The sequence below is a fragment of the Rhodoferax koreense genome (assembly GCF_001955695.1).
Taxonomy (GTDB): domain Bacteria; phylum Pseudomonadota; class Gammaproteobacteria; order Burkholderiales; family Burkholderiaceae_C; genus Rhodoferax_B; species Rhodoferax_B koreensis.
Genome location: NZ_CP019236.1, coordinates 3477327 through 3498969 on the forward strand (window position 1 = coordinate 3477327; position 21643 = coordinate 3498969).

The window sequence follows — 21643 nt, forward strand, 5'->3', positions numbered from 1 at the left end:
ACTCGGCTTGGTCGATCGGCGTAGCGCCTACTGGGTACGCCAGAGTTGGATGCCGGCGTCGACGAGTTTCTTCATCACGTTCTGCCGGCCGAACTTGTACAGGGCCTTGGCCAGCGCAGCGCGCATTTCGGGCGTGTTGCAGCTCGACTTGTGCGACAGCGTGAGGTACAGGCGTTCATTGCTCACCGGTGGGCTGGCAGCGACCAGCCCTCCGATGCCGAGCTGGGCGATGTAGGCGTTGGCCGGGTCTTCCTCGTAGATCAGGTAGTCCACCCGGCCGAGCTGCAGCATCTTGAGCGCCTGCTCCAGGCTCGGCACGGTGGCGATCTTCAGGTTCGCGCGCGCGAAACGGTCGAACTCCTCGCCGAAACTGTTGTTGATGACGGTGACGCCGGCGCGGCCCTTGAGGTCCGCCCACTGCTGGTACTTCTGCGTCGCACCCTGGCGCTCCCACACCACCGAACTGGTCTCGCGCAGCGGCGGGTAGACGTAGTCCATGTAGTCGAGTCGGTCGGTGGTGAAGAACGCACCGGCGACCAGGTCCACGCGGCCCAGCCGTGCTTCTTCCTGCACCCGCGCCCAGGAGCCCGCGTAACGGACTTCGATGGGCACGCCGATTTCCTTGGACAACAACTGCATCAGGCTCGCATTGGCGCCGATCAACCGCGTCTCGTTGGCCGGGTCGCGCCACAGGAAAGGCGGGTATTCCGGATTGCCGGTAGCCACCAGTTGCTTGCAGGCTGGATCGGCCCGGGCGGACATCGTGGTCACCATCGAGGCCGCCATGAGGCCGGCCACGACCAGGCGCCACAGCCGGCGCGCGCGCGCGCTGCCCGGCGTTCCCATCGGTGAAGACCCTTGCCCCGTTGCCACTGTCGTCGACCCCTTCCCGTGTTGCCCGGCTGGATGCGGCCCGGTGCGGGCCGATGTCAGTCGAGCGTAAGCATCTAACATGCCCAGCCCCTGCGCCGCACCTCAGATCAGCTTCACGGCGCGGCCGATGAACTGGATCGGCCCGGTCGGCCGGTCAATGGGCGATCCGTTCGCCGGCTCCAGCGTAAGCTCGAACAATTGATTCGGCTGCAGCGGCGGCAGTTTGTCGAGCGGTATCTGCACCGTCTCGCCGGGCTTGACCAGGCCGAGCGAGACCGGCCCACTCCAATTGTCGCCCTTGGTCCAGAACTGCAGCGACTTCTCGGCCGGCACCGCGGTCGCGCCCAGCGGGATCAGGCTCAGCCGTCGGCTGTCGCTGGTCTGTACCACCCAGCCGGGCGCCTTGTCCTGCGGCGCCACCAGCACCACCATGTATTGCGGCGCCGGCACCGGCGACAGCCGCGTCACCAGCACGCCGGCGAGCACAGCCGCCGCGGCGAAACCGGTACCGGCCAGGCCTCGCCAGAGCTGCAGGTTGTCCCACCAGCCAACAAAGCGTCCGCGCGCCGGACGCGCCTGGAGCATCTTCGACGGGGCCAGGCTGCGCTCGATGCGTTGCCAGAGTTGCGCCGATGGCGCCACGGGTTCGGCCAACGCCGTCAACGGCAGCAGGCGTTCCTGCCAGGCCAGCACCTCGGCACGCAGTTCAGCGTCGACGTCGATGCGCGCCTCCACCTCTCGACGGCGCGCGGCCGACAGGGTGCCGAGCACGTATTCGGCCGCAAGATCATCGTCGCCCGGCGCTGCGCTCATCCCATGCACTCCTTCAAGGTGTGCATGCCGCGCTTGATCCAGGCCTTGACCGTGCCCAGCGGGGTTTGCGTGCGCTGTGCGATCTCGCCGTGCGAGCACCCGTCCACATAGGCGTAGAGGATGCAGTTGCGCCGGCCGGGCTCCAGCCGGGCGAGGCAATCGTTGAGCCGGCCCACGCTGGCATTCAGGGCAAACGCGTCGACGGTCTGTGAATGGGCGTCCATGGCTTGTCGAACTTCAAGAGCCTCCGCGGTTTCCTCGTCGACCGACACCTCGCGCGCGCCGTTGCGCACCGCGTTCAGCGCCAGATTGCGCGCCACGCTGTAGATCCAGCCCCGGCCCGAACCCCGCGTGGCGTCGAAACCCTCCGCGCGGCTCCAGATGTTGATGAAGGCGTCATGCACCACGTCCTCGGCCTGCTGGCGCTGGCGCACGATGCGCAGCACCACGCCCAGCAGGTGGCGGCTTTCCCGGCGGTAGATCTCCTGCAGCGCCATGCGATCGCCCCGCGCGCACCGCTGCAACGCTCGTTCGTAATCGAAGGTGTCGGCTGCGTGGTGGGCGTCGGTCGTCACGAAAGGAAAAGTCGGTCCGCTCGGCCCGGTCGGTTGGAAGGGCAACAGCGCCCGCGCCGATGTTAGTCCACGAAACCGCCGCCGGCCGCATGTTTTGCGGACGGCGGCAAATTTCCGATCAGGCCGCTTTCCAGAAAATGTAGTCGGCCTGGTACTTCACGATTTCCCTGGCGCCCTTGTTGGCCGGGCTGCAGGCCGTCGCCGGTGGCACGCCGCCCTTGGTGGCCACGCGCTGGATGTGGGTCACGCCGGCCATCGCGCCGCTGCCCATGGCCGGATTGGCCTTCACCAGCTGGTAGGGCAGATTGCCTGCGCCGGCCGGCGCCACCGCGAGCTGTGTGGCCGTGACCTTGGAGCCGTCCATCGATTCCCAGGTGGCCGGCGGGCCGTAATACTTGCCCACGGCCTTGCCGCCGCGGTCGTTGAGCACCGCGTTCGGGCCGACGAAAACCCATTCCATCATGCCGGGCGCGGCGGGCATGCCCGGGGCACTGGCCTTGTCGCGGCACTCGTACGTGACCTCGCCCACGCCCACGGTCTCCATGGCCACCCTGTTGCCGGCCGGCACCTTGACGGCATCGGGCAGGCTGGCCTGGCTGTACATCATGGCGGGCGCAGCGCCCATGGAGCCGCAGGCGCCGAGCAGGACAGCGGATGCGGCGGCCACGGCAGAGAGTGCGGACAGTTTTTTGATCGACATGGAAATCTCCTCGAAGGTTGACGTTGGGAACCGGAACGCAGCGTTTCACGGCTGCTGCAGGTACTACACGCCAGCGCCGGTTTTGGATGCACCCGTGCGCAAGTTTTTTTCGGGAAAGTGGAATCAGGTCACCGGCAGGAAGCGCCGGTTCGCCAGGCAGGCCTCGAATTCCGGTGCCGAGAGCGGGCGCGAAAACAGGTAGCCCTGGGCATAGTCGCAGCCGGCTTCGGTCAGCAGGTCGCGCTGCTGTGCCGTCTCCACGCCTTCGGCGACCACCTTGATGCCGAGCTCGTGGGCCATCAGGATGATGGCCTTGCACAGCGCCAGGTCGGTCGAGTCGGCCACCAGGTGGCGCACGAAGGACTGGTCGATCTTGATGAAATCGATGTCGAACTTCTGCAGGTACGACAACGAGGAATAACCGGTGCCGAAATCGTCGAGCGAGACCTCGATGCCCGCATCGCTCAGCGCCATCAGGTGGTCGGTGACGCGCCGGCTGGTGTCGAGCAGCAGGCCTTCGGTGATCTCGACCACGATGCTGCGTCCCGGCAGCCCCATGGCGGCGAGCTGGCTGCCCCAGGAGGGACGTCCCTCGCCGTCGTGCTGGAACTGCGCGGGCGACTTGTTCACGCTGACCTGGAAGTCGGGATGCAGGCGCTCGCGCCAGGTCTGCACCTGCCGCGCCGCGCGCTGAAACACCCACTCGCCGATCTCCACGATCAGGCCGCTCGATTCGGCGATGGGGATGAAATGCGCGGGGCTGACCAGTCCACGCGTCGGATGCAGCCAGCGGATCAGCGCCTCGGCCTTGTGGACCGCCCCGGTGGCGAGTTCGACGATGGGCTGGTAGACCACGCGGAACTGGTGCTCCAGCAGGCCATGGCGCAGATCGGCCGCCAGCCTGGCCCGGGTCTGCGCCGCCTCCTGCAGCGAAGGCGTGAAGAAGCTGTAGCGGTTGCGCCCCGCGCCCTTGGCCACGTACAGCGCCTGGTCGGCATTCTTGAACAGGCCGTCGATCTCCTGCGCGTCCGACGGGTACAGGGTGACGCCGATGCTGGCCGACACGAAGACCTGTTCGTTGCCGAGCTGGAACACCCGCTCCAGCGCGCGCAGGATCTTCTGCAGCGTGGGTTCGAGCCGCCGCCCGTCGTTGACCTCGGTGAGGATCACGGTGAATTCGTCGCCGCCCATGCGCGCCACGGTGTCGAGCTCGCGCAGGCAGGCCTGGATACGCCGGCCGGCCTCGACCAGCAACAGGTCGCCGTTGTCGTGGCCCAGCGTATCGTTGACTTCCTTGAAATGGTCCAGGTCGATGAACAGGATGGCCAGCTGCTGCGCATCGCGCCGGCAGTGCTTGATCTCCTGCTCCAGCCGGTCGCGGAACATGCGCCGGTTGGGCAGGCCGGTCAGCGTGTCGAAGAAGGCCTGCTGCCAGATCAGCACCTCGGAGGCCTTGCGGTCGCTGATGTCGGTGTGGGTGCCGATCATGCGCAGCGGCCGTCCCTCGGCATCGCGGCTGATCAGCATGCCGCGGCTCAGCACCCATTTCCAGGTGCCGTCCTTGCAGCGCACCCGGTGCTCGTTCGAATAGGTGGCGGTGAGGCCGTCGAAATGCGCCTGGCGGTCCTTGAGCATCTGCGCGAGATCGTCGGGGTGCGTGCGCCCGTCGATTTCCTCGGCCAGGTTCGCCATCTCGCCCTCGCCAAAGCCGTAGATCTCCATCAACCGCTTGGAAAAATATTCGGCGCCGCTCTGGATGTGCCAGTCCCAGACGCCGTCGCCGGTGCTCTCCAGCGCCAGTCGCCAGCGGTTCTCGGTGTCCTGCACCGCCATCTGCGCCTGCTTGCGCTCGGTGATGTCAGTGTGGCTGCCGATCAGCCGCAGCGGCTTGCCGGCCGCATCGCGTTCGACCACGGTGGCGCGCGAGGCGATCCAGATCCACGCACCGTTCCGGTGCCGCAGCCGCACGTCCTGCTGGAAGCCGGGCGTCGAACCGTCCAGGCAGGCACCCAACGCCGCCTGCAGCGCCGGCATGTCGTCGGGATGCACCAGATTGATGAACTCGCGGTAGCCACCCTCGAGATGCGCCGTGCCGTCATAACCCAGCAGCTCCTCCCATCGCTTCGAGTGGTGCTGCACGCCGGTGCGCAAATCCCAGTCCCACACACCGGCACCGGTCGCCTCGAGCGCGATGCGCCACGGGTTCTCGGGCTCGCCCTCGGCGGGTGTTGCGGTCCAGTCCAGGGGAGCGGCGAAGACTTTGGTGGCGGATTCGGGGCGAAGGCTCATCGACGGGCCGGGGAAAGGCTGGGCATTTGTTTCAATTTGTGCAGCAAGGAATATACCGAATGCCGTGCCGCTATGACGGCTGCCCAAAGTGGTAATACGGACAGGGTCGGCAACAGGGACGACCGTCGATTCAGGCATGAAAAAGCCGCGCAGCCCTTTCGGAACCTGCGCGGCCAGCTACCGAATCAGTAGCAACCTAAGCGAAGAACTTACTTCTTCTGCGGCGGCACGTCGGTGCAGCTGCCGTGCGCAATCTCAGCCGCCATACCAATGCTTTCACCCAGCGTCGGATGCGGATGAATCGTCTTGCCGATGTCCACCGCGTCGGCGCCCATCTCGATGGCCAGCGCGATCTCGCCGATCATGTCGCCGGCGTGCGTGCCGACCATGCCGCCGCCGAGGATCTTGCCGTGGCCGTGGGCCTCGGGGGAGTCGTCGAACAGCAGCTTGGTGACGCCTTCGTCGCGCCCGTTGGCGATGGCGCGGCCGGAAGCGTTCCACGGGAACAGGCCCTTCTTGACCTTGATGCCCTGCGCCTTGGCCTGGTCTTCGGTGAGGCCGACCCAGGCCACTTCGGGGTCGGTGTAGGCCACGCTCGGGATCACACGGGCGTTGAACGCGGCCGCGGCGAGTTCCTTGTTGCCCTGCAGTTCGCCGGCGATGACTTCGGCCGCCACGTGCGCCTCGTGCACCGCCTTGTGCGCCAGCATGGGCTGGCCGACGATGTCGCCGATGGCGAAGATGTGCGGCACGTTGGTGCGCATCTGGATGTCGACATTGATGAAGCCGCGGTCGGTGACGGCCACGCCGGCCTTCTCGGCGGCGATCTTCTTGCCGTTGGGCGTGCGGCCCACGGCCTGCAGCACCAGGTCGTAGACCTGCGGCGCGGGTGCGGTGCCGCCCTCTTCCGCCGAAGCAAACGTCACTTCGATGCCTTCGGGCAAGGCGCGTGCGGAGACGGTCTTGGTCTTGAGCATGATGTTGTCGAAGCGCGGCGCGTTCATCTTCTGCCAGATCTTGACCAGGTCGCGGTCGGCGCCCTGCATCAGGCCGTCGAGCATTTCCACCACGTCCAGGCGTGCACCCAGCGTGCTGTACACCGTACCCATTTCCAGCCCGATGATGCCGCCGCCGAGGATCAGCATGCGCTTGGGCACTTCCTTGAGCGCCAGGGCGCCGGTGCTGTCGACCACGCGCGGGTCCTTTGGCATGAACGGCAGGCTCACGGCCTGGCTACCGGCGGCGATGATGGCATTCTTGAAGGCGATGGTCTGGGTTTTCCCGGTCTGCTCCTGGCCTTCCTTGCCGGTGGTCTCGGCCACCTGCAGGTGGTTGGCGCCGACGAACGAGCCGACACCGCGCACGATGGTGACCTTGCGCATCTTGGCCATGGCGGCCAGGCCGCCGGTCAGCTTGCCGATGACCTTCTCCTTGTGCGTGCGCAGCTTGTTGATGTCCACCGTCGGCGCGCCGAAGTCCACGCCGAGCGCGGCCATGTGGCTGACCTCGTCCATCACCGAGGCCACGTGCAGCAGCGCCTTGGACGGGATGCAGCCCACGTTGAGGCAGACACCGCCCAGCGTGGCGTAACGCTCGACCAGCATGACCTTCAGGCCCAGGTCGGCCGCACGGAACGCCGCGGAATAACCGCCGGGGCCGCCGCCGATCACGACCACGTCGCACTCCAGGTCGGCGGTGCCGGCGAAGCTGGCCGCAGTGGGCGCTGGTACCGCTACGGTATTCATAGCAGCTGGCGCAGGTGCTGCCTGCGCTGGAGCCGGTTTTGATTCAGCAACTGGTGCGGACGCTGCGCCGGCGGCTTCCACCACGAGCACGACGGAGCCTTCGGCCACCTTGTCGCCGAGCTTGACCTTCAGCTCGGTGACCACGCCGCCTTGCGAGGCCGGGATTTCCATCGAGGCCTTGTCGCTCTCCACGGTGATCAGCGATTGCTCGGGCTTGATGGTGTCGCCCACCTTGACCAGCAATTCGATCACGGTGACTTCGGCGAAATCGCCAATATCGGGAACTTTGATTTCAACGGCTGCCATTTTTCATCTCCACATTGGGTTGTCGGCGAGCGCAGCCAGCGCGCTCACCGTCTCATTTCTTCAGTTTGAGCGTGAACACTTCCACCGGGCCGGCCGAGTTCTTGTCGAACTCGCAAGCCGTGTTCACGCTTTGCAGCGCGAGTTCGCGTGCGCTCTTGGCCGTGTTCCAGGACGCATGCAGCGCGCCCAGCGCGAAACTGCGGCCCGAACCGATGCCCCAGAACTCCTTGAACTCGAACACCTCGCGGTAGCTATACAGGCCATAGATGCCGCTGGCGTTGGCCACCACCACGGTGAACTGGCTCGATTCGTACGGGTCGTTGTCGTCTTCCTTGGTCTGCAGGAAGTAGCCTTCCTTCAGCACAGCGTGCAGCTTGGAGAAGGTCTCGAAGACATCGTCCTTGCTGCCCAGGTGCAACTGGTCCTTCGGCATGGCCGTCATGGCCTTGCGCAGCACCGGGAAATGCGCCACGGTGCCGGCCATGCCGATGTAGCTCGGCCCGCCCGTGCCGTCCACCTTGAAGATCTTGCTGTTGTCCTCGAAGCGGTGGCCCAGGCGGGTGTCGCCGAAGGTCACCAGCGTGTCGGCGGCGATCGCCACCTGGCCCGCCTTCTTGACGACAACGACCGTGGTCATTTAGAGCAGGACCCGGCGGAAGTCCGTCAGCACCTGGCCGAAGAACGCGTTGAAGCGCGCAGCAGCCGCGCCATCGATCACACGGTGGTCCCAGCTCAGCGACAGCGGCAGCATCAGCTTTGGCACGAAGGCCTTGCCGTCCCACTTGGGCTCGATCTGGCTCTTGCACACGCCCATGATCGCCACCTCGGGCGCGTTGATGATCGGCGTGAAATACCGCCCGCCAATGCCGCCCAGGCTGGAGATCGTGAAGCAGGCGCCGCTCATGTCGGCCGGGCCGAGCTTGCCGTCGCGCGCCTTCTTGGCCAGATCGCCCATTTCCTGGCTGATCTGGATCACGCCCTTCTTGTCGGCGTCCTTGATCACGGGCACGACCAGGCCGTTCGGCGTGTCGGCCGCGAAGCCGATGTGGAAGTACTTCTTCAGCACCAACTGTTCGCCGTCGAGCGAGCTGTTGAACTCGGGGAACTTCTTCAGCGCGGCCACCGAGGCCTTGATCATGAAGGCGAGCATGGTCAGCTTGATGCCGGCCTTCTCGTTCTCCTTGTTCATGCTCACGCGGAAAGCTTCGAGCTCGGTGATGTCGCAGTCGTCGTGGTTGGTGACGTGCGGGATCAGCACCCAGTTGCGGTGCAGGTTGGCGCCGCTGATCTTCTTGATGCGCGACATGTCCTTGCGCTCGATCTCGCCGAACTTGGTGAAATCGACCTTGGGCCACGGCAGCAGGCCGAGCGCCTCGCCACCGCCGCCCGCGGCTTTGGGTGCGTTCGCGGCCTGGGCCTTGGTCTGCGCCGTACCCGCCATCACCGACTTGGTGAAGGACTGGATGTCGGATTCGGTGATGCGGCCCTTGGGTCCGCTGCCCTTGACTTCTTCGAGCGGCACGCCGAGTTCACGCGCGAACTTGCGCACCGAAGGCGATGCGTGCGGCAGTGCGCCGGTGGGTGCGGTGGTCGGGTTGTGGGCCGGCACCGAAGCGCTGGCGGCCACCGGCGCGGCAGCGGCGGCGGCAGGCGCCGGGGCCGGTGCAGCGGCGGCAGGTGCGGCCGACGGTGCTGGCGCTGGTGCGGCAGGTGCAGCACCGGCCGCGCCTTCGAGCACGGCCAGCAGGTCACCGATGTTGACCTTGTCGCCGATCTTGACCTTCAGTTCCTTGAGCACACCGGCGGCGGAGGAAGGGATTTCCATCGAGGCCTTGTCGGACTCCACGGTGATCAGCGATTGTTCGACCTTGATGGTGTCGCCGGTCTTGACCATCACCTCGATCACGGTCACGTCCTTGAAGTCGCCGATGTCGGGCACGAACACTTCGACCGGACCGCTGGCCGCGGCAGGAGCCGCAGCAGCGGGCGCGGCAGCAGGCGCTGGCGCAGGTGCGGCGGCGGCCGCTGCGGGCGCAGCAGCCGGTGCGGGCGCGGCCGCGGCACCGCCTTCGGCCTCGAGCATCACCACCAGCGAGCCTTCCTTGACCTTGTCGCCAAGCTTGACCTTGACTTCTTTCACCACACCGGCGGCCGACGATGGAATCTCCATCGAGGCCTTGTCGCTTTCCACCGTGATCAGCGACTGTTCGGCCTTCACCGTGTCGCCGGGCTTGACCAGCAGTTCGATGACGGTCACCTCGTCGAAGTCGCCGATGTCGGGGACGCTAATTTCAATCAATGCCATGTTTTGTCTCCAGGAACAGGGGAAAACGGCGCCGCGTGGAGACGGCGCCGTTCTTCGAAGCTAGCTTTTGACGCGCAATTTACGCGTAGAGCGGGTTGATCTTGTCGGCCTTGATGCCGTACTTCGCGATCGCCTCGGCCACCTTGGCCGCCGGCACCACGCCGTCCTCGGACAGGGCCTTCAACGCGGCCACCACGATGTAGTGGCGGTTGATCTCGAAGTGCTCGCGCAGCTTGCTGCGGAAGTCGCTGCGGCCGAAACCGTCGGTGCCCAGGGCCTTGTAGGTCCGGCCCTTGGGAACGTACGGACGGATCTGCTCGGTGTAGGCCTTCATGTAGTCGGTGGATGCCACCACCGGGCCGGTGCTCTTGGCGAGCTGCTCGGTGACGAACGGCACACGCGGCGTCTCCAGCGGATGCAGCAGGTTGAAGCGGTCGGCGTCCTGGCCGTCGCGCGTCAACTCGTTGAAGCTCGGGCAGCTCCACACGTCGGCGGCGATGTCCCATTCGTTGGCCAGCAGTTCCTGGGCGGCGATCGATTCGCGCAGGATGGTGCCCGAGCCGAGCAACTGCACGCGGTTCTTCTGTGCGCCACCGGGCTTGCACAAATACATGCCCTTGATGATCTGCTCTTCCGTGCCGGCGGTGAGGCCGGGCATGGCGTAGTTCTCGTTGAGCAGGGTCAGGTAGTAGAAGACGTTGTCCTGCTTCTCGACCATGCGCTTCAGGCCGTGGTGCAGGATCACGCCGACTTCATGCGCGAAGGTCGGGTCGTAGCTCACGCAGTTCGGAATGGTGTTGGCCAGGATGTGGCTGTGGCCGTCTTCGTGCTGCAGGCCTTCGCCGTTGAGCGTGGTGCGCCCCGACGTGCCGCCCAGGAGGAAGCCGCGGGCCTGCATGTCGCCGGCCGCCCAGGCCAGGTCGCCGATGCGCTGGAAGCCGAACATCGAGTAGTACACGTAGAACGGCACCATGATGCGGTTGCTGGTGCTGTAGCTCGTGGCCGCGGCGATCCAGCTGCTCATGCCGCCGGCTTCGTTGATGCCTTCCTGCAGGATCTGGCCGGCCTTGTCTTCCTTGTAGTACATGACCTGGTCCTTGTCGACCGGCGTGTACTGCTGCCCCGCGGGGTTGTAGATGCCGACCTGGCGGAACAGGCCTTCCATGCCGAAGGTGCGCGCCTCGTCGACCAGGATCGGCACGACGCGCGGGCCCAGCGCCTGGTCACGCAGCAGCTGCGTGAGGAAACGCACGTAGGCCTGCGTGGTCGAGATCTCGCGGCCTTCGGGGGTCGGGTCGATCACCGACTTGAAGGTGTCCAGCGACGGCACGGTGAAGCTCTCGTCGGCCTTGGTGCGGCGGTGCGGCAGGTAGCCGCCGAGCGCCTTGCGCCGCTCGTGCAGGTACTTCATCTCGGGGGTGTCGTCGGCCGGCTTGTAGAAAGGCACGTCGGCGATCTGGCTGTCCGGGATCGGGATGTTGAAGCGGTCGCGGAAGGCCTTGATGTCCTCGTCGGCGAGCTTCTTGGTCTGGTGGACGTTGTTCTTGCCTTCGCCGATCTTGCCCATGCCGAAGCCCTTGACGGTCTTGATCAGCAGCACGGTCGGCTGGTCCTTGTGGTTCACGGCGGCGTGGAAGGCGGCATAGACCTTCTGCGAATCGTGGCCGCCGCGGCGCAGGTTCCAGATGTCGTCGTCGCTCATCTTCGCGACCATCTCCAGCGTGCGCGGGTCCTTGCCGAAGAAGTTCTTGCGCACGAAGGCGCCGTCGTTGGCCTTCATGGCCTGGTAGTCGCCGTCCAGCGTGTCCATCATGATCTTGCGCAGCGCGCCGTCCTTGTCGCGCGCCAGCAGCGGATCCCAGTTGCTGCCCCAGATCAGCTTGATCACGTTCCAGCCGGCACCGCGGAACTCGCCTTCGAGTTCCTGGATGATCTTGCCGTTGCCGCGCACCGGGCCGTCCAGGCGCTGCAGGTTGCAGTTGATGACGAAGACCAGGTTGTCGAGCTTTTCACGCGCGGCCAGGCCGATCGCGCCCATGGATTCGACTTCGTCCATTTCGCCGTCCCCGCAGAACACCCAGACCTTGCGGTTTTCGGTGTTGGCGATGCCGCGGGCGTGCAGGTATTTCAGGAAACGCGCCTGGTAGATGGCCATCAGCGGGCCCAGGCCCATGGAGACGGTGGGGAACTGCCAGAACTCGGGCATCAGCTTCGGATGCGGGTAGCTGGACAGGCCCTTGCCGTCGACTTCCTGGCGGAAGTGAAGCAGCTGCTCTTCCGTCAGGCGGCCTTCGAGGTAGGCGCGGGCATAGACGCCCGGCGAGACGTGGCCCTGGATGTAGAGGCAGTCGCCGCCGTGGTTTTCGCTCTCGGCGTGCCAGAAGTGGTTGAAGCCGGCGCCGAACATGCTCGCCAGCGAGGCGAAGGAGCCGATGTGGCCGCCGAGGTCGCCGCCGTCGGCCGGGTGCAGCCGGTTGGCCTTGACGACCATGGCCATGGCGTTCCAGCGCATGTAGGCGCGCAGGCGTTCTTCAATTTCCAAATTACCGGGGGAACGCTCTTCCTTGTCGGTCTCGATGGTGTTCACGTAGCCGGTGGTGGCCGAGAACGGCATGTCGATGCTGCTCTGGCGCGCGTGCTCGAGGAGCTGCTCCAACAGGAAATGGGCGCGCTCCGGACCTTCACTCTGGATCACGGCGGACAAGGCATCCATCCACTCGCGGGTTTCCTGGCTGTCCGCGTCGTTCGCGGCTGCGCCGACGTTCAGGGGTAATGCTGACATGCGTTGTCTCCTCTTGTTGGTGACGTCATTCTGATGGTTGAAACGGCAGTTTTTTCGACTGACGCAAGGGAGTTTCTCATAATTGTTTTGAGATTTCAAGATGCGATTATTGATTTCATAATGTGATTTTTACCATCCGAAGAACTACGCACGCGGCCTCGCGCCTTTGCGGTTAAAAGCGACACGGCTCCTCTACACTCCAGGGATGCCATCGCGCCCATCGCCTCTCAATCCGACCCCGCGGCCGTCGCGGCGTGGCAACTGGTGGCGCACCTGGTGGAGGCGGCAGACGCCGCACAGGCAGGACCGCTACGCCATGCTCGCGCCGCTCGTGGCGGTGCTGCTTTTCTTCGCCGCGATCGGCTCCTCGTTCATGTACCTGCGGCTGCAGGAAATCGAGCGTGAGCAGGAGGCCGTGAAACGCGACGTCGAATACACGCAGCAGCAGATCCGCCTGCGCCTGCTCGAGCGGCAGGAACAGCTGATGCGCATCGGCCGCGACATCTCCAACGAGGAGGTCGACGCGCAGGAATTCGTGAGCCGCGCCGAATCGCTGGTGGCGCAATACCCCGAGGTCCAGACCGTGAGCTGGATCGACGAACGCCGCCGCGTCATCGCCGCCTACTCCGCGCCCAGCCTGCCGCCGGCGCAGGCGCGCGTGACCGACCAGGTGCTGCGCCCTGGCGGCGACACCGAGAGCACTTTCAGCCTGGCGCGCGACCTGCAGCAGCCGATCTACGCACAACCCGCGGGCAGCGAGGCCGTGGCCTTGCTGCAGTTGCACATCCCGCTGAACGACCGCGGCCGCTTCTCCGGCGTGCTGCTGGCGGAATACGCGAACGAGGGCCTGCTGCGCTATGGCGTGCCGTCCGAGGTGCAGGCCAAATATGCCGTCTCGCTGCTCAACGGCAACGGCCGTGTGCTGGCGGGCAATGCGCTGCCGATCCGCCCGGTCGGCAGTCGCTTCATGCCCTGGTCGAGCCAGGCCGAGGCCTACGAGGTGCCGGTGTCGCCGGTGGGCAACGGCCTGGTGCTGCGCGCACAGGCCTACCGCACCTCGCAGGGCGTGATCGGCAGCGGCCTGTTCTGGCTGGTCGGCGCCCTGAGCGTGCTCACCGCCTGGATGCTGATCGGCAACTGGCGCCACACCCGGCGCAGATTGCAGGCGCAACAAGCCCTTGTCGCAGAGACCAACTTCCGCCGCGCGATGGAAAACTCCATGCTCACCGGCATGCGTGCGCTGGACCTGCAGGGCCGCATCAGCTACGTGAACGCGGCCTTCTGCCAGATGACGGGCTGGAACGAGTCCGAACTGATCGGCAAGACCGCGCCCTTCGTCTACTGGCCCGAGGAAGACCGCGACTACCTGGTGGCCCGGCTCGAGGACGAACTCAACGGCCGCTCCACGCCCACCGGCTTCCAGGTGCGGGTGAAGCGCCGCGACGGCTCGATCTTCGACGCACGGCTGTATGTGTCACCGCTCATCGACGCGGTGGGCAAGCAGACCGGCTGGATGACCTCGATGACCGACATCACCGAGCCCAACCGCATCCGCGAACAGCTCTCCGCCTCGTACGAACGCTTCACCACCGTGCTCGAGGCGCTCGACGCCTCGGTCTCGGTGGCGCCGATCAACAGCCACGAACTGCTGTTCGCCAACAAGCTCTATCGCCTTTGGTTCGGCGTGCAGACCGACGGGCACGAGGAACTTGTGGCCCAGGCCGGCATGCCGGTGAACCCAGATAACGACGAGGCGCTCGACGACGTCGACTCCTTCGCCGGCCTGCCCACCGACAGCCTGACCAATACCGAGGTCGAAAGCGCCGAGATCTACGCGCCCGCGCTCGGCAAGTGGCTGGAAGTGCGTTCGCGCTACCTGAGCTGGGTCGACGGCCGGCTGGTGCAGATGGTGATCGCCACCGACATCACGCCGCGCCGGCGCGCCGAGGAGCAATACGCGGCGCAGACCGAGCGCGCCCAGAGCTCGAGCCGGCTCATCACCATGGGCGAGATGGCGTCGAGCGTGGCCCACGAGCTGAACCAGCCGCTGGCGGCGATCACCAACTACTGCAACGGCATCATCTCGCGCATCAACGGCGCGGGCATCGCCGAGGCCGACCTGATCGCCGCACTCGAGAAGACCGCCCGCCAGGCGCAGCGCGCGGGCCAGATCATCCAGCGCATCCAGTCCTTCGTGAAACGCAGCGAGCCCAACCGCAGCCTGTCCGACGTGGAGAATATGGTCTTCGAAGCGGTGGAGCTCGCCAACATCGAACTGCGCCGGCGCAATGTGCGGCTGAGCCACTACGTGGCGGCGCGGCTGCCACGGCTCCTGGTGGATCCGATCCTGATCGAGCAGGTGCTGGTGAACCTGCTGCGCAACGCCGCCGAAGCCATCGACCTGGCCGAGCGGCCCACGGCGCACCGCAACATCGAGCTGCGCGTGCTGCCGAAGCTGGAGGAGGACAAGCCCGGCATCGAGTTTTCCGTGACCGACACCGGCCGCGGCCTCGCGCCCGAGGTCAAGGAACGGCTGTTCGAGGCCTTCTTCACCACCAAGCCCGAAGGCATGGGCATCGGACTGAACCTGTGCCGCAGCATCGTCGAGTCGCACATGGGCCGGATGCAGGCCGAGAACCTTTACAATGGAACGGAAGGCACAGGCTGCCGCTTCACATTCTGGATACCGTTGGCAAAACCCGCATTGGCACTGTCGAACCCCGCTTCGAGCACGGTCCCTCAACAGGCTGCGCACCCGGCCGGAACGCCGGTGGCGCAACAGGCCGCCAACCCCGCGAATTCCCTCAAAGATTTTCCTAAAGACTCCGGAGTGACTGCATGAGTTTGATTCCAAAAAAGGGCACCGTCTACGTCGTGGACGATGACGAAGCCGTGCGCGACTCGCTGCAATGGCTGCTCGAAGGCAAGGACTACCGCGTCCGCTGCTTCGATTCGGCGGAATCCTTCCTGAGCCGCTACGACCAGCGCGAGGTGGCCTGCCTGATCGTCGACATCCGCATGGCCGGCATGACCGGCCTGGAACTGCAGGACCGGCTCATCGAACGCAAGTCGCCGCTGCCCATCGTGTTCATCACCGGCCACGGCGACGTGCCGATGGCGGTAGACACGATGAAGAAGGGCGCCATGGATTTCATCCAGAAGCCCTTCAAGGAAGACGAACTGGTGGGTCTGGTCGAACGCATGCTCGAACACGCCAAGGGCGCTTTCACCGACCATCAGCAGGCTGCCAGCCGCGGCGCGCTGCTGTCCAAGCTCACCTCGCGCGAGACCCAGGTGCTCGAGCGCATCGTGGCTGGCCGGCTCAACAAGCAGATCGCCGACGACCTGGGCATCAGCATCAAGACGGTGGAGGCGCACCGCGCCAACATCATGGAAAAGCTCAATGCCAACACGGTGGCCGACCTGCTGAAGATCGCACTCGGCCAGCAGGCACCAAAGTCCTGATGCCTGCCTGACGCTATCAACACCATAGCTACCCACGCCCGTTTCGCCTAGGCCAGCGGGCGTTTTCATTTAACAACTTTTACGATCAGCTCCCATTCAACGACACAACGGATCGAATGCCAGGGAACCCGTGGAACCGGCTTTGCCGGGCCACTGGGTTCGCCCCCTGCCAGGGGGTTGGCGCAGCGACACGCCGTGCGCGCAGACTGGGGGTGAGCCACAAACATGACAGCCCAACGCATCGACGGCAACGCCCTCGCCCAGAAAATCCGTACCGAAGTCGCCGGCCGCACGGCCGCGCTCAAGGCCCGCGGCATCGCGCCGCGCCTGGCCGTGGTGCTGGTCGGCGACGACCCGGCCAGCCAGGTCTACGTCAAGCACAAGGTCAACGACAGCCAGCAGACCGGCCTGGAGGCTACGCTGGAACGCTACCCTGCGAGCATGGCGGAGGCCGAACTGTTGGCGCGCATCGATGCCCTCAACAACGACCCGCTGGTGCACGGCATCCTGGTGCAGTTGCCGCTGCCCCGACACATGGACAGCCACAAGGTCATCGAGGCCATCGCCCCGGCCAAGGACGTGGACGGTTTCCACGTCGCCAGCGCCGGCGCGCTGATGGTCGGCCAGCCCGGCTTCTGGCCCTGCACGCCGCACGGCTGCATGAAGATGATCGAATCCATCGGTTATGACCTGCGTGGCAAACACGCGGTGGTCATCGGCCGCAGCAACATCGTCGGCAAACCCATGGCGCTGATGCTGCTGCAGCAGAACGCCACCGTGACCATCTGCCACAGCGCCACGGCGGACCTGAAGGCCATGACGCTGCAGGCCGACGTGATCGTCGCGGCGGTCGGCAAGCGCAACGTGCTCACGGCCGACATGGTCAAGCCCGGCGCGGTGGTGATCGACGTCGGCATGAACCGCAACGACGAAGGCAAGCTCTGCGGCGACGTCGATTTCGACGGCGTGAGCCAGGTCGCGGGCTGGATCACGCCGGTGCCCGGCGGCGTCGGCCCGATGACGCGTGCGATGCTGCTGGTCAACACCATCACGGCGGCAGAGAACGCCAGCCGCTGATGGCCGGGCGCTATCGCGGCGATTGAGCCGCATGCGACCTTGCACTTGAACCAAACCGCCCTGGCGCCAACTAAACACCATGACCAATCCGATCCTCTCCCATCCTCTCGTCGCCAATCCGCTGCTGGATTTCTCCGACCTGCCGCTGTTCGATCGCATCGAGCCCGAACATGTACAGCCCGCGATGGACATCCTGCTGGCCAACGCCAGCACCGCGCTGGAGAAGGTGACACAGCCCGACTTCCCCGCCGAGTGGACGGCGATCGCCGCCACGCTCGACGTCGCCACCGAGGAACTGAGCCGCGCCTGGGGCGCCGTGAGCCACCTGAACAGCGTGGCCGACACGCCTGAACTGCGCGCAGCCTACAACGCCGCGTTGCCCGTCGTGACCGAGTTCTGGACGCGCCTGGGCGCCGACGAACGCCTGTTCGCCAAGTACAAGGCCATCGACCCTGCGGCATTGAACCCCGAGCAGCGCCGCGCCCATGCGAATGCCGTGCGCAACTTCGTGCTGAGCGGCGCCGACCTCACCGGCGAGGCCAAGGAACGGTTCGCCAAGATCCAGGAACGCCAGGCCGAGCTGAGCCAGAAATACAGCGAAAACGCGCTTGATGCCACCGACGCCTACGCCTACTACGCCACCATCGACGAAGTCGCCGGCGTGCCCGAAGACGTGTTGTCCACCGCGCTCACCGCGGCCAAGGCCGACGGACGGGAAGGCCTGTTCAAGCTCACGCTGAAGATGCCCTGCTACCTGCCGGTGATGCAGTTCGCGCAGAGCAGCCAGTTGCGCGAAAAGCTCTACCGCGCCTACGTCACCCGGGCTTCGGATCAGGCCGCGCCCGATGCGCTGCAGTACGACAACACCGAACTGATCCGCGAAATCCTGGCACTGCGCCGCGAGGAAGCGCAACTGCTCGGCTACCGCAACTTCGGCGAGGTCTCGATCGTGCCGAAGATGGCCGATTCGCCGGAACAGGTCATCACCTTCCTGCGCGACCTCGGCACCCGCGCCCGCCCCTACGCCCTGAAGGACGTGGCCGACCTGCGCGAATTCGCCGCGGGCCAGCTCGACCTGGCCGACCCGCAACCCTGGGACTGGGCCTACGTGGGCGAGAAGCTCAAGGAAGCGCGCTACGCCTTCAGCGAACAGGAGGTGAAGCAGTACTTCACCGCGCCCAAGGTGTTGGCCGGCCTGTTCAAGATCATCGAGACCCTGTTCGAGGTGTCGATCCGCCAGGATGTGGCGCCGGTGTGGCATCCGTCGGTGGCGTTCTACCGCATCGAACGCCCGGCAGGCCCTGGCCTGGCACCGCAACTCGTCGGCCAGTTCTACCTCGACCCGTCCGCACGCACCGGCAAACGCGGCGGCGCCTGGATGGACGACGTGCGCGCGCGCTGGCTGCGGCCGGACAACCACCAACTGCAGACGCCGATTGCCCAATTGGTCTGCAATTTCGCCAGCGGCGTGGACGGCAAGCCGCCGCTGCTCACCCACGACGACGTGACCACGCTGTTCCACGAGTTCGGCCACGGCCTGCACCACATGCTGACCAAGGTGAACGAACGCGACGTGTCGGGCATCAGCGGCGTCGAGTGGGACGCGGTGGAACTGCCGAGCCAGTTCATGGAGAACTTCTGCTGGGAATGGGACGTGCTCAAGCACATGACGGCCCATGTCGATACCGGCGAGCCGCTGCCGCGCGCCTTGTTCGACAAGATGGTCGCCGCGCGGAACTTCCAGAGCGGCCTGCAGACCGTGCGCCAGATCGAGTTCTCGCTGTTCGACATGCTGCTGCACACCGACCACGATCCTTCCGGTGACTTCATGGCGCTGCTGCGCGCCGTGCGCGCCGAAGTGGCCGTGCTGCCGGCACCCGAATTCAGCCGCTCGGTCCACACCTTCAGCCACATCTTCGCCGGTGGTTATGCGGCCGGCTACTACAGTTACAAATGGGCCGAGGTGCTGAGCGCCGACGCCTACGCGGCCTTCGAGGAAACCGCGGGCACCGACGGCTTGCCAAATATCGAAACCGGACGAAAATACCGCGAGGCCATCCTCGAGGCCGGCGGCAGCCGCCCGGCGATGGAGTCGTTCAAGGCCTTCCGGGGCCGGGAACCGACGCTCGACGCGCTGTTGCGGCACCAGGGCATGGCTTGATTGTTCGAATCCACTTCTGAAGACACCACGACGATGCACCTGCCGACCCTGTCGAAGATCACCCTGACCGCCGCTTGCCTGGCGCTGTTGACCATCGCCGGCCAGGGCGCATCGGCGCAGACGGTCTACCGCATCGTCGGGCCGGACGGCAAGGTCTCGTTCTCCGACCAGCCGCCGCCGCCCGCCGCGGCCGGCAAGGCCAGTGTCAGCACCGGGGGACGCGCCGCATCGGGCGCCAGTGCTGGCGCCGGCCTGCCCTACGAACTGCAGCAGATCGTGCGCCGGTTCCCGGTGACGCTGTACACCGCGCCCGACTGCAACCCCTGCGCGGCCGCGCGCAACCTGCTGGTGAGCCGTGGCGTGCCTTTCAGCGAACGCACCATCACCACCAACGAGGACATCGACGCGCTCAAGCGCATCAGCGGCGAGAGCAACCTGCCGTTCGGCACCATCGGCGGGCAGCAGCTCAAGGGCTTCTCGGACGTGGAGTGGACGCAGTACCTCGATGCCGCGGCCTATCCCAAGACCTCGCAGTTGCCCCCGACCTACCGCGCACCGGCGGCCACGCCGCTGGTGGCTGCCAAACCCCTGGACGCACCGGCCGCCGCACCATCGGGCAATGCCTCACCGGCGGCGCAGGCCGACCAACAGCCGCGCAACGCGCCGTCGAACACCAATCCGGCCGGCATCCAGTTCTGAGCCGCGGGGCTCAGAACGTCAGGGTCTTGACGCCTTCGTCGGTCCCGAGAAGACAGACGTTCGCCTTCTGGTGGGCGAACACCCCGACCGTCACCACGCCCGGCCACTGGTTCACTTCCGACTCGAAAGCCAGGGGATCGACGATGGACAGGCCCGTGACGTCGACGATGTGTTGCCCGTTGTCGGTGACCAGCGGTGCGCCGTTTTTCATCCGCACCTGAGCCGTGCCGCCCATGGCTGCGAACTGGCGGATCACGCGGGTCGTGGCCATGGGAATGACCTCCACCGGCAAGGGGAACTTGCCCAGCGTCTGCACCAGCTTCGACGCATCCGCGATGCACACGAAACGCCTGGATTGCGCCGCCACGATCTTCTCGCGCGTGAGCGCCGCGCCGCCGCCCTTGACCATGAAGCCATGGCTGTCGATCTCGTCGGCGCCGTCGATGTAGACCGACAGCTCGGCCACCTCGCCGGCATCGAACACCGGGATGCCCAGCGCCTTCAGGCGTTCGGTGGAAGCCTCGGAGCTCGACACGGCGCCCTTGATCTGGTCTTTCATCGTGGCCAGCGCATCGATGAACTTGTTGACCGTGGAGCCGGTGCCCACGCCGACGATTTCGCCGGGCACGACATATTTCAGCGCGGCCAGGCCGACCAGGGTTTTGAGGGCGTCCTGGGACAAAACGGAGTTGGTGGTGCTCATCTGGGAAAATCCGGGTTTTGCTGATGTTGTTTGCTCGATCACAAGCCCAATTATCCGATGTCCCTCCTCCCCTACGGCCTCGCCCGTCCTTTTCTGTTCAGCATGGACGCGGAAGCCGCGCATGAATTCACCCTTGATAACCTGGCCCGGCTGCAGAACACGCCGCTGCAATGCGCGTTCGCACAGGCCCGGATCGACGACCCGATCACCCTCGCCGGCCTGAAATTCCCCAATCGCGTCGGCCTGGCCGCGGGCCTGGACAAGAACGCGCGCTGCATCGACGCCTTCGGCGCCATGGGTTTCGGCTTCGTCGAGGTCGGCACCGTCACGCCCAAGGCCCAGCCCGGCAACCCGCGGCCGCGCATGTTCCGCCTGCCGCAGAAAAATGCGCTGATCAACCGCCTGGGCTTCAACAACGAAGGACTGGACGCGTTCCTGGCCAACGTGCAGCGCGCCAGGTTCCGCAAAACCACGCGCGGCCTGCCCATGCTGCTCGGCCTGAACATCGGAAAGAACGCCGCCACGCCGATCGAGCAGGCCACGCAGGACTACCTGGCCGCGCTCGATGGCGTCTATCCGTATGCCGACTACGTGACGGTCAACATTTCCAGCCCCAACACCAAGAACCTGCGCGCGCTGCAGAGCGACGAAGCCCTCGATGGCCTGCTGTCGGCCGTTGCGGCACGCCGCGAGACACTGGCCACGCAGCACGGCCGGCGCGTACCGATCTTCGTGAAGATCGCGCCCGACCTCGACGCCGACCAGGTGGCCGTGATTGCCGCGACGCTGAAACGGCATGCCATGGACGGCGTGGTCGCCACCAACACCACCATCTCGCGCGAGGCCGTGGCCGGCCTGCCGCATGCCGAAGAAGCCGGCGGCCTGAGCGGCGCGCCGGTGTTCGAGGCCAGTAACCAGGTGATCCGCCAGCTGCGCGCTGCGCTGGGCCCTGGTTTCCCAATCATCGGCGTGGGCGGCATCCTGAGCGGCGACGACGCGGTGAAAAAAATCGCCGCCGGTGCCGACGTGGTGCAGATCTACACCGGCCTGATCTACCGTGGCCCGGCCCTGGTGCGCCAGGCAGCCGAGGCGATCCGAGCCAGCGTCCGGCGCTGAGCGCCCTCGCCTGCGGATGCGGAACCGGGGGCTT

At 66.0% G+C, this 21643-nt stretch carries 16 protein-coding genes; 6 read left to right on the plus strand and 10 right to left on the minus strand.

The features are described 5' to 3' along the window. Positions 1-27: 27 nt before the first annotated feature. From RD110_RS16135 to aceE, 9 genes are all read right to left on the minus strand, one after another. Entirely contained in the window at positions 28-846 is an 819-nt protein-coding gene (locus tag RD110_RS16135) for a substrate-binding periplasmic protein (RefSeq protein WP_076200421.1), read from the minus strand. Positions 847-975: 129 nt separating this feature from the next. Next, positions 976-1686 carry an anti-sigma factor gene (locus RD110_RS16140; RefSeq protein ID WP_076200422.1) on the minus strand — a complete coding sequence of 237 codons (711 nt, stop codon included), beginning with the start codon at positions 1684-1686 and terminating at the stop codon, positions 976-978. After that, positions 1683-2261 carry a sigma-70 family RNA polymerase sigma factor gene (locus RD110_RS16145; protein WP_076200423.1) on the minus strand — a complete coding sequence of 193 codons (579 nt, stop codon included), beginning with the start codon at positions 2259-2261 and terminating at the stop codon, positions 1683-1685. Before RD110_RS16145 ends, RD110_RS16140 begins: the two co-directional genes overlap by 4 nt. 118 nt (positions 2262-2379) lie before the next feature. Continuing rightward, entirely contained in the window at positions 2380-2961 is a 582-nt protein-coding gene (locus RD110_RS16150; protein ID WP_157900212.1) for a DUF3455 domain-containing protein, read from the minus strand. A 123-nt stretch (positions 2962-3084) separates the two neighbouring features. Next, complete coding sequence (locus RD110_RS16155; protein ID WP_157900213.1) at positions 3085-5250, minus strand: putative bifunctional diguanylate cyclase/phosphodiesterase; 2166 nt, start codon at positions 5248-5250, stop codon at positions 3085-3087. A 209-nt stretch (positions 5251-5459) separates the two neighbouring features. Continuing rightward, a complete protein-coding gene (gene lpdA / locus RD110_RS16160; protein WP_076200425.1) occupies positions 5460-7301 on the minus strand; it encodes a dihydrolipoyl dehydrogenase in 1842 nt (613 codons plus the stop codon). 52 nt (positions 7302-7353) lie between these two features. Continuing rightward, positions 7354-7938 (minus strand): Ntn hydrolase family protein, encoded by a 585-nt coding sequence (locus tag RD110_RS16165; RefSeq protein ID WP_076200426.1) that lies wholly within the window; start codon positions 7936-7938, stop codon positions 7354-7356. Continuing rightward, positions 7939-9606 carry a dihydrolipoyllysine-residue acetyltransferase gene (gene aceF / locus RD110_RS16170; RefSeq protein ID WP_076200427.1) on the minus strand — a complete coding sequence of 556 codons (1668 nt, stop codon included), beginning with the start codon at positions 9604-9606 and terminating at the stop codon, positions 7939-7941. A 79-nt stretch (positions 9607-9685) separates the two neighbouring features. Beyond that, positions 9686-12388, minus strand: coding sequence for a pyruvate dehydrogenase (acetyl-transferring), homodimeric type (gene aceE / locus RD110_RS16175; RefSeq protein WP_076200428.1), 2703 nt, complete (start codon positions 12386-12388; stop codon positions 9686-9688). Between the two features lie 205 nt (positions 12389-12593). On the opposite strand from aceE, the gene RD110_RS16180 reads away from it, so the two are divergent. From RD110_RS16180 to RD110_RS16200, 5 genes are all read left to right on the plus strand, one after another. Next, on the plus strand, positions 12594-15230 hold the full coding sequence (locus tag RD110_RS16180; RefSeq protein ID WP_083686310.1) for a sensor histidine kinase: 2637 nt from the start codon (positions 12594-12596) through the stop codon (positions 15228-15230). Then, positions 15227-15853 (plus strand): response regulator transcription factor, encoded by a 627-nt coding sequence (locus RD110_RS16185; RefSeq protein WP_076200429.1) that lies wholly within the window; start codon positions 15227-15229, stop codon positions 15851-15853. Before RD110_RS16180 ends, RD110_RS16185 begins: the two co-directional genes overlap by 4 nt. 225 nt (positions 15854-16078) lie before the next feature. Next, on the plus strand, positions 16079-16930 hold the full coding sequence (gene folD, locus RD110_RS16190; RefSeq protein WP_076200430.1) for a bifunctional methylenetetrahydrofolate dehydrogenase/methenyltetrahydrofolate cyclohydrolase FolD: 852 nt from the start codon (positions 16079-16081) through the stop codon (positions 16928-16930). Between the two features lie 79 nt (positions 16931-17009). Beyond that, the gene (locus RD110_RS16195) at positions 17010-19091 is read left to right on the plus strand and encodes a M3 family metallopeptidase (protein ID WP_076200431.1); all 2082 of its coding nucleotides are present in this window, start codon (positions 17010-17012) and stop codon (positions 19089-19091) included. 33 nt (positions 19092-19124) lie between these two features. Then, positions 19125-19790 (plus strand): glutaredoxin family protein, encoded by a 666-nt coding sequence (locus RD110_RS16200; protein WP_076205107.1) that lies wholly within the window; start codon positions 19125-19127, stop codon positions 19788-19790. A 10-nt stretch (positions 19791-19800) separates the two neighbouring features. On the opposite strand, the gene rpiA is transcribed toward RD110_RS16200, so the two are convergent. Further along, on the minus strand, positions 19801-20493 hold the full coding sequence (gene rpiA, locus RD110_RS16205) for a ribose-5-phosphate isomerase RpiA (protein ID WP_076200432.1): 693 nt from the start codon (positions 20491-20493) through the stop codon (positions 19801-19803). A 57-nt stretch (positions 20494-20550) separates the two neighbouring features. Here rpiA and RD110_RS16210 point away from each other — a divergent pair, with 57 nt between their 5' ends. Further along, entirely contained in the window at positions 20551-21609 is a 1059-nt protein-coding gene (locus tag RD110_RS16210) for a quinone-dependent dihydroorotate dehydrogenase (RefSeq protein WP_076205110.1), read from the plus strand. Positions 21610-21643: the final 34 nt, after the last annotated feature.